Source organism: Wolbachia endosymbiont of Cardiocondyla obscurior, from assembly GCF_902713635.1.
GTDB classification, from domain to species: domain Bacteria; phylum Pseudomonadota; class Alphaproteobacteria; order Rickettsiales; family Anaplasmataceae; genus Wolbachia; species Wolbachia pipientis.
This window is the reverse complement of the sequence record NZ_CACTIU010000060.1, coordinates 1-7572: the sequence shown is the minus strand read 5'-3', so window position 1 is coordinate 7572 and position 7572 is coordinate 1. Positions and strand designations below refer to the sequence as shown.

The window sequence follows — 7572 nt, the reverse complement described above, 5'->3', positions numbered from 1 at the left end:
TAAATATACAGACTTACAACTTTTGGTTGGTAATACCATAATGGAAATTTATCATTCATTTTAGAAAATACTATAGAGGAATATTCTGGCAAATTGAATAAGCTACATATCTACCAGTGCAATAAGCATATAATAGAAAATAAGAAGCTATATCATTATACAATAAATGGGAAAACCCATGCTATGGGTCAGCATGGGCATAATTTTGTCAAGAGTTTAGAAGTTATCTTGAGGAATAAGCCACAAATTTCCTTAGAAGAGGTAATTGATTTTATGGAAAAAATAATTAATTTTGGTATTGATAGTTGTTATGGAGCATTTGAGATGATATTTGAATCTCGCTCTGGTGTTACAATAGATGATGCAGTTAATTTTGTAAAAGATAGCTTATCTAGTAAATTTTATAGATTCCATGGCAGTGGGATTTTCAAAGTAATATTAGAACTTAATCCAGAGAGCTCTCTTGAAGAGATAGAGAAACAATTTAGCAAAGTAGTAGATCCTTACTTTCTTAATGCTTGGAGTCGAGAAAGTGAAAGGGCTTTTGCTAAGATATGTAGGTTATGTAGAGAAGGACATGTGGAGAATATGCAGAAATTTGATTTTAGCAATTTTAATTTAGATCAAGATAGTGCTGGAGCATTAAGAGCACTGTTACAGTATTGTGTTGACGTTTCTAATCAAAAAGCTTTAGGTGATTCACATGAATTGCATAGAGAAGAGATGGAGGGGATATATAAATTTGATGATAATTACGATTTAAATTTAGATAGTGATCATAATGATAGTATCTGGCATTGAAATTATACTACAATAATAAAATAACTGGATAAAAATTATCACCAAAAAAATTCAAAAAAGTGCTTGACATAAAAGAACGAACATTATATAGTGTCATTATCTTTTATTTTACCTCGCTTAATTTAATTACTGGATTAAGCTTACAGTACTAAGCGTGGCACAAAGTGCCACGCTATTTTTTGGTTTACATTTTCAACAGATAAAAAATGATGCCATTTCAGTGCCAAGCACATAACTGTACGGATATTCATTTTTAAAGGTAAATTGCACAACAGATGATGTCATTCCAGTGCTTGACACTGGAATCCAGAAATTTTGCTTATAACTGAGCTGATGAGCTAAAGGTAGTTGTCTTACGCTAAAACAAACGTTTTTAATTAAGTTGCATAGAAGCTGGATCCCAGTGTCAAGCACTGGAATGACATCGTTTACTATGTACCATATTGCAATATTCGTACAACTGTGGGAAACATCTATGGATGCCATTCCTATTACCTTATTTCCATTTTTATTTCATTTTCAAAGGAGGCTATTATGTCACTTACCGATATCGCTCACCGTATCAATGAACTCGCTTCATCATGGGAGCAATTTAAATTAATAAATGATCGCAAACTAAAAGAAATTGAAAGCAAAGGGCGTGCTGATTCTGCAACAATTGAGCAGCTATGCAAGGTAAATAATGCCATTGATAGTTGCAAAGAGCGTTTAGACTTGATCGAAACTGCAGCTCAACGCCCAGAAGTAAATACAGATTTTAGCACAAGCGATAAATATTTTTCTGATTATATCCGCAAGGGAATGGAAAGCGGTTTATCACACAAAACCCTCAGTGGAGATGACAGTGATATCGGGGGGTATCTAGTTACTCCGCATATTGTAAAACGCATAAACAAGCGCGTAACTGATTCGTCCCCAATGCGACAAATATGCTCCAGTCAAAGAATCTCTACTGAAACATTGGATTACATTATAGAAGATTTTGACCGCGCCGGTGCAGGTTGGAGCAGTGAAACAGTAGATGATGAGGACGGTGGCAATAAGTCTAAGTATGATTTTGCAAAAGATACGGACACGCCCAAAATCCAAAAGATTTCCGTCACAACTTACGAGTTATATGCTCAACCACAAATATCACAAAAGTTACTCGATGATGCGTTTGTCGATGTTGAGAGTTGGCTGGTGGAAAAGATTGCCGAGACTTTTAGTAAGGAAGAAAGCGAAGCCTTCATTAAGGGTGAGGGCACTTTTCAACCAAAAGGAATTTTAGCTTATGAAAATGGAAACAGTTATAATAAAATAGAGCAAGTTAAAACTGAAAAATTAGATAGTGATTCAATAATGATGTTGTATTACTCTCTGGACGAATATTATTCCAAAAATGCGTCATTTTTGATGAACAGGAGTACGTTGAAGGATATCAGGCTGCTAAAATCTCAAACAGGTCAGTATCTCTGGCAGCCAAGTCTGTCGCTTGAAGCTCCAGATACTTTAATGGGAATACCAGTATATCAATCTGCCGATATGCCACCAGCGCCAAACAATCAGCTACCAGTAATTGCGATGGCAGATTTCAAACAAGCTTATAAGATTGTAGATAACAGAGGAATGAGAATATTAAGAGACCCTTATACGAATAAACCTTATGTGAGGTTTTTTGTCACTAAGCGTGTCGGCGGAGAGGTTGTAAACACCAGTGCTATTAAATTGTTGAAAGTTGCGAGCAAGTACTAAAAACTTCCGCAGCATCATCTTTATAGCTGATCAAAGCAACACGTCATACCGCGATTCATTCCATAACTGTACGAACATTGTGATTTTGGCCCATCAGGAGGGTGTCATCCCAGTGCTTGACACATATAGCTAAACTGACTTAGATTTACCGACAGTTTGAAAAACAAAAATTCGTCATTCCGCTACTTGTTAGCGGAATCTATGCTGAGATATCGCGGCGGTATGACGTTTGCTATATTATGTGATTTTATTTTTAGCATTGCTTCTTACATTATGTAATTTTGTTTTCCATAATGTATATTATGTAATTTTCGATGCTAAGATCTGTTATAGCTCTCAGTATGATATGAGTGATTCTCTTTTAATAATTATTTTTTAAATAGTTTGTTGGTTCATCAATTTCTTTAGGATTGATATCTACAATTATTTTTCCGTTTTTTAACAGAATAATCCGATCTGATATTTTTGTTAAAAAATCCAAATTGTGAGAAGCGATAATCATAGTAATACCCATATCTCTAACTGATTGTAGTAGTTCCACAACGTCGACTATTGTTGCTACATCTAAACCAGACGTTGGCTCATCGCATAATAGAATCCTTGGATTCATCATTAAGCTTCTGGCAAGCGCAACCCGCTGTTTTTGCCCACCGGATAGATTACTAGGGTAATCATTTTTTTTAGAGGCAATACCCAAAGACTCAAGTAGTGAATCACTTTGATCCTGAGTTTTGTTTTTAAGTTTGGGAGCATATGTAAGATTTTCCCAGACAGTCATATGTGGGAAAAGTTGAAAATCCTGAAATACAAAACCAGTACTATCATTGCATTCAATGCTACCAGAATCTAAAACTTCGAGTTTTTGTATACAACGTAACAATGTTGATTTACCACTACCAGAAGGACCAGCAAGACCAACTATAGATTGTTCTATAATCAGGTTAATATTATTAAGTACTGGAACATTATTAAATAATTTACAAACATTATGCATTTTTATCATATATACCTTTCTGTTCAATCTTTTTGCCTATATATTCAATTAGTAATACAAGAGCGTAATAATAAGCCCCAGCAAGACAAAGTGGTATAAAATAAGTAAATTGTTCTGCTGCAAGCATTTGCGCAGAGCGCATAATATCAACACCACCAATAGTAGAGATTAATGCCGTTTCTTTAAGGAGTGCAATGATCTCATTTATCATTGCAGGAAGAATATTTTTAATAACTTGTGGTAATATAATATCTCTCCACATATAGAAACTAGGTATTTGTAAAGTTTTAGCTGCTTCAAACTGGTTTTTTGATATAGTTTCAATACCAGCTCGTAAAATCTCAGCAATATAAGCACAGCTATTTAGACCAAATGCTATAATGCCAGCACTAAATATGTTTAATTTAATTCCTGCAATGGTTGGAGTCATAAAATAAACAACACTTAACTGTAATATAAGGGGGGTGCCACGTATTACAGATATAATTCCATTAATTAATGGAATACAGATCTTATTATATCTGAGTACTGACAATAATCCCCCTAGACTCACACCTAAAAGCAGTCCTCCAATCAATAATTTTAAAGTAAAGGCAAGGCCTGTTCCAACAAACAAGAAATTAGAAATTAATTCTTGCATCAGTTATCTCCTAGCCATTTTTCTGCTATCTTTTGTATTACACCTTTACTTTCTAAACTTTTTAACGCCTCGTTTATTTTATCCTTTAAATCAGATCCTTTATTCACAGCAATAGAATAACCATTATCTGACTTAGCGATGGCTGACCATGATAGACCAGGATTTTTTTTGCTAAATACTTTACCTTGGAATTCATCAATTAGGACGCCATCAACATGACCAGACTTTAATGTTTCTACAGCTTGATTATTATTGTCTATAGCAATAATTTGAGCTGTTGTAGGAACATGCTCTTTTAGCCAAATTTCCATGACAGTTCCTAGTTGAACGGCTATCTTCTTGTGAGTTAAGTTGTTTATACCGGCTATGGGTTTATTTTTGTGATATAGAATACCAAATTCCCCTGTATAATAACTATTTGAAAAATCAAAATTTTTTTCACGCTCTTCTGTGCTACCAATAGTAGATATAGCAGCATCTACAGAATTACTTTGCAATGCTGCAAATATAGTACTAAACTGCATATCTTTAAATATCGCTTCTTTACCTAACTCTTTTGCTACTAATTGAGCAAGCTCAATGTCAAAGCCAGTAAATTTACCATTTTCATAATATTCAAAAGGTGGATAATCTGCAGAAATTGCAAATCTAATGATATTATCGTGTTTATTTTCCTTGCATCCTGTTAATAGAATACTTATCACTATAATAGCATTTAAAATATATTTTTTCATATTACTAATTTATATTCATATTTTATTCATCTTATGAATATAGACATTAAAAATTGAATAGTCAAGAAATAATGAATATAATTTCAAATATACTTATTACATATTCAATATGAGGAAAATGCATAATGCATGACAACACACTAGGTGAACATATTTTAAATATTATTCAAAATCACGAAATTTTAGAGCAGAGCGATTTACAGACCTTGCTTAAAGAAAGAGGGCACAACATTCCTCAGGCTACTTTATCAAGAAAATTAAAAAAACTTAAAATTGCCAAAGTTGCTGGTATGTATAAAGTAATTGACATCAACCAATATCGATTACCATTAATACTTAATATGCAAATTTCGGATTTTGGTTTAATAGTACTACACACTCAACCAGGACAAGCTAGCAGCCTAGCTTACTTTCTAGATCAGAAGTATGTTATTTATTCATTAAATAATAGCAAAAACATAGGAATTATAGGAACTATAGCAGGTGATGATACAGTATTATTGATCATCAAAAGTAAGGCTGAACTTAACAAAGTATTACAATCAATTTATGAAACATTTCCATATTTAAGTCCTGAATAAGAATGTTGTAAGTTAAAAATGTGATATAAAGGAGATAAGAGGGATTTCTTTGTTTAAATCTTTGTCTTCTTTTTTTCAATATACCTACATATCAGAATGGACAATTCATATAGAATCAGCATAGGTATTGCAAGCCCTACTTGGCTTAATACATCAGGTGGAGTTAAGATTGCAGCGATAATAAAAATTACCACTATCGCGATTCTGCGTTTATTTGACAAACTTTGTGTAGTGAGTAACCCTACTCTCACCATTAATGTGAGTATTACTGGAATTTGAAATGCAGTGCCAAAAGCAAACATAAATTGGAGAACGAGGTCTAAATATTCGCTAACTGATGGCATAAACTCTATTGGTATACCGAAAGATTTCCCACTATGTTCAAAAGTGATGAAAAACTTCCAGGCTAAAGGAAATATATAGTAATAGACTACAGTAGCTCCCGTTACAAATAAAACCGGTGTTGCAATCAAGTATGGCAACAACACTGCCCTTTCACTTTTATATAACCCAGGTGCTAAGAACATATAAAATTGCCATGCAAACACAGGAAAAGAAAACAAAAGTGCGCTCATTATTGCAACTTGGAGATACACAAAAAATGCCTCTGTTAAGTCTGTGTAAATTAAAGAAAAACCTTCGCTACCTTTTGTTGCTTCTATTAAAGGTGCGAGTAAAAAACGGTATATATTTTCCTTAAAGTAATAACAAAAACCAAAAGCAACGCAAAAAAATAAAAAGCAAAAGATAACTCTTTTTCTGAGTTCCGCAAAGTGCTCATAAAATGAGGCGTATTTGCTTGAGTTCCAGTTCATACTTTACTATAGCTCAATAATGCTATGTCTAACATTCTCAGCGAAAAAGCCCACTCATTGTCATACCACGCTGCAACCCTGCATATATCACCTGTAACATATGTACCAGTTAAATCCACAATTGCACTATAAAGATTATGCACAAAATCTATTGAGACTAAAGGTTCCTCGCATATAGAAAGTACATTTGACATTGGATAACCCTCTGTCATCCTAGTACCCTCTGATGTCATCCGAGTAGCTGACACTGGGATCCAGAAATTAGATTCCAGCGTCACGCGCTGGAATGACGTAGAGGAGAGAGCTGCATCCTTAAACATTTCATTGATTTCTTTAACGGTCGCTTTCTTATCAGTCGTAAATGTAAAATCAACCATAGAAACATTGCTAACCGGAACTCTGACGGCAGTGCCATCTAGCTTGCCCTTTAATTCAGGAATTATAGAACCAATTGTTTTTGCTGCCCCGGTTGTAGTTGGCACCATAGATAATCCGCAAGCCCTTGCTCTACGCAAATCTTTATGATTACCATCAAGAACATTTTGATCATTCGTGTAGGCATGTATAGTAGTCATAAAACCGCTTTTTATACCTAAACTGGAGTGTAGGACTTTCACAATCGGAGCAAGGCAATTTGTAGTGCAAGAACCTGCTGATATCACTTTATGCTCTTTTTCGAGCATATCGTCATTCACACCATAAACTATAGTGACATCAGCATCCGGAACTGGAGCAGAGACAATTACTTTCTCTGCATTGTGCCTTATTGCTTCTTCACGTTTATTGAATGCACCAGTACATTCAAGTATTACATCAACATTCCAAGGAATATTTTCAGGATTCCGTTCTCTATATAAAGAAAACTTTTTGCCATTTATAGAAATCCAATTTTGAGACTCATTAAAATCAATATCACCACTGAATTTGCCATGAACAGAATCATATTTAATCAAATGTGCATGCTGCTTTGCACTGAGCGATCCATTGACAGCTACAACTTCTATTTGTTTGCTATATTCTTCTATTTCGAAAATAGCACGCAATACGCCTCTGCCTATTCTACCCAGACCATTAATTCCTACGCGAACCGTCATCTCTTCATTCAAAAAATTTAATTATAGAGGATATCACTTGATATTTCATTCTATTCTTTTGCTTTTCTATCGATATGAACATTATAGCAAGGAGACAGGGCTAAAAACTTGCTTGACAAACTCCGCCAGCCCCCTTATCATGAAACTGAAGCTATTGTATTTGCTTTCGCCAATCTGCA

Annotated in this window: 10 protein-coding genes; 4 read left to right on the top strand and 6 right to left on the bottom strand. The window is 34.3% G+C overall.

What is annotated here, in order from left to right:
• Window positions 1-93: 93 nt before the first annotated feature.
• Window positions 94-801, top strand: coding sequence for a hypothetical protein (locus WOCAOBSORBRA_RS04900; RefSeq protein WP_246165638.1), 708 nt, complete (start codon window positions 94-96; stop codon window positions 799-801).
• Window positions 802-993: 192 nt separating this feature from the next.
• Here WOCAOBSORBRA_RS04900 and WOCAOBSORBRA_RS04895 read toward each other — a convergent pair whose 3' ends face one another.
• A complete protein-coding gene (locus WOCAOBSORBRA_RS04895; RefSeq protein ID WP_010962608.1) occupies window positions 994-1287 on the bottom strand; it encodes a hypothetical protein in 294 nt (97 codons plus the stop codon).
• A gap of 48 nt (window positions 1288-1335) precedes the next feature.
• On the opposite strand from WOCAOBSORBRA_RS04895, the gene WOCAOBSORBRA_RS04890 reads away from it, so the two are divergent.
• Together WOCAOBSORBRA_RS04890 and WOCAOBSORBRA_RS04885 are read left to right on the top strand one after the other, a co-directional pair.
• Window positions 1336-2535, top strand: a complete 1200-nt coding sequence (locus WOCAOBSORBRA_RS04890) for a phage major capsid protein (RefSeq protein ID WP_065094900.1) — start codon at window positions 1336-1338, stop codon at window positions 2533-2535.
• Complete coding sequence (locus WOCAOBSORBRA_RS04885; RefSeq protein ID WP_156518016.1) at window positions 2519-2668, top strand: hypothetical protein; 150 nt, start codon at window positions 2519-2521, stop codon at window positions 2666-2668. The genes WOCAOBSORBRA_RS04890 and WOCAOBSORBRA_RS04885 overlap by 17 nt, the downstream gene beginning before the upstream one ends.
• Window positions 2669-2896: 228 nt before the next feature.
• On the opposite strand, the gene WOCAOBSORBRA_RS04880 is transcribed toward WOCAOBSORBRA_RS04885, so the two are convergent.
• From WOCAOBSORBRA_RS04880 to WOCAOBSORBRA_RS04870, 3 genes are read right to left on the bottom strand one after another with little or no spacing between them, the layout of a single operon-like run.
• On the bottom strand, window positions 2897-3538 hold the full coding sequence (locus tag WOCAOBSORBRA_RS04880) for an amino acid ABC transporter ATP-binding protein (protein WP_065094901.1): 642 nt from the start codon (window positions 3536-3538) through the stop codon (window positions 2897-2899).
• The gene (locus WOCAOBSORBRA_RS04875; RefSeq protein WP_022626279.1) at window positions 3522-4169 is read right to left on the bottom strand and encodes an amino acid ABC transporter permease; all 648 of its coding nucleotides are present in this window, start codon (window positions 4167-4169) and stop codon (window positions 3522-3524) included. The genes WOCAOBSORBRA_RS04880 and WOCAOBSORBRA_RS04875 overlap by 17 nt, the downstream gene beginning before the upstream one ends.
• The gene (locus tag WOCAOBSORBRA_RS04870) at window positions 4169-4903 is read right to left on the bottom strand and encodes a substrate-binding periplasmic protein (protein WP_174516049.1); all 735 of its coding nucleotides are present in this window, start codon (window positions 4901-4903) and stop codon (window positions 4169-4171) included. Before WOCAOBSORBRA_RS04870 ends, WOCAOBSORBRA_RS04875 begins: the two co-directional genes overlap by 1 nt.
• A gap of 125 nt (window positions 4904-5028) precedes the next feature.
• Between WOCAOBSORBRA_RS04870 and WOCAOBSORBRA_RS04865 the strand changes: the two genes are divergently transcribed.
• The gene (locus tag WOCAOBSORBRA_RS04865) at window positions 5029-5484 is read left to right on the top strand and encodes an arginine repressor (RefSeq protein ID WP_010081874.1); all 456 of its coding nucleotides are present in this window, start codon (window positions 5029-5031) and stop codon (window positions 5482-5484) included.
• A gap of 53 nt (window positions 5485-5537) precedes the next feature.
• Here the strand turns inward: WOCAOBSORBRA_RS04865 and tatC are convergent, their stop codons facing one another.
• Together tatC and WOCAOBSORBRA_RS04855 are read right to left on the bottom strand one after the other, a co-directional pair.
• Window positions 5538-6299: a twin-arginine translocase subunit TatC gene (tatC, locus tag WOCAOBSORBRA_RS04860; protein WP_010962605.1), complete on the bottom strand. Its 762-nt coding sequence runs from the start codon at window positions 6297-6299 to the stop codon at window positions 5538-5540.
• Window positions 6296-7393 (bottom strand): type I glyceraldehyde-3-phosphate dehydrogenase, encoded by a 1098-nt coding sequence (locus WOCAOBSORBRA_RS04855; protein WP_174516048.1) that lies wholly within the window; start codon window positions 7391-7393, stop codon window positions 6296-6298. The genes tatC and WOCAOBSORBRA_RS04855 overlap by 4 nt, the downstream gene beginning before the upstream one ends.
• Between the last annotated feature and the right edge of the window lie 179 nt (window positions 7394-7572).

What these genes read in the sequence shown, in the direction of transcription:
- WOCAOBSORBRA_RS04895 (WP_010962608.1), bottom strand. Translation starts at nt 1,287, where the DNA reads ATGGCATCCATAGATGTTTCCCACAGTTGTACGAATATTGCAATATGG.
- WOCAOBSORBRA_RS04890 (WP_065094900.1), top strand. Translation starts at nt 1,336, where the DNA reads ATGTCACTTACCGATATCGCTCACCGTATCAATGAACTCGCTTCATCA.
- WOCAOBSORBRA_RS04880 (WP_065094901.1), bottom strand. Translation starts at nt 3,538, where the DNA reads ATGATAAAAATGCATAATGTTTGTAAATTATTTAATAATGTTCCAGTA.
- WOCAOBSORBRA_RS04875 (WP_022626279.1), bottom strand. Translation starts at nt 4,169, where the DNA reads ATGCAAGAATTAATTTCTAATTTCTTGTTTGTTGGAACAGGCCTTGCC.
- WOCAOBSORBRA_RS04870 (WP_174516049.1), bottom strand. Translation starts at nt 4,903, where the DNA reads ATGAAAAAATATATTTTAAATGCTATTATAGTGATAAGTATTCTATTA.
- WOCAOBSORBRA_RS04865 (WP_010081874.1), top strand. Translation starts at nt 5,029, where the DNA reads ATGCATGACAACACACTAGGTGAACATATTTTAAATATTATTCAAAAT.
- tatC (WP_010962605.1), bottom strand. Translation starts at nt 6,299, where the DNA reads ATGAACTGGAACTCAAGCAAATACGCCTCATTTTATGAGCACTTTGCG.
- WOCAOBSORBRA_RS04855 (WP_174516048.1), bottom strand. Translation starts at nt 7,393, where the DNA reads ATGACGGTTCGCGTAGGAATTAATGGTCTGGGTAGAATAGGCAGAGGC.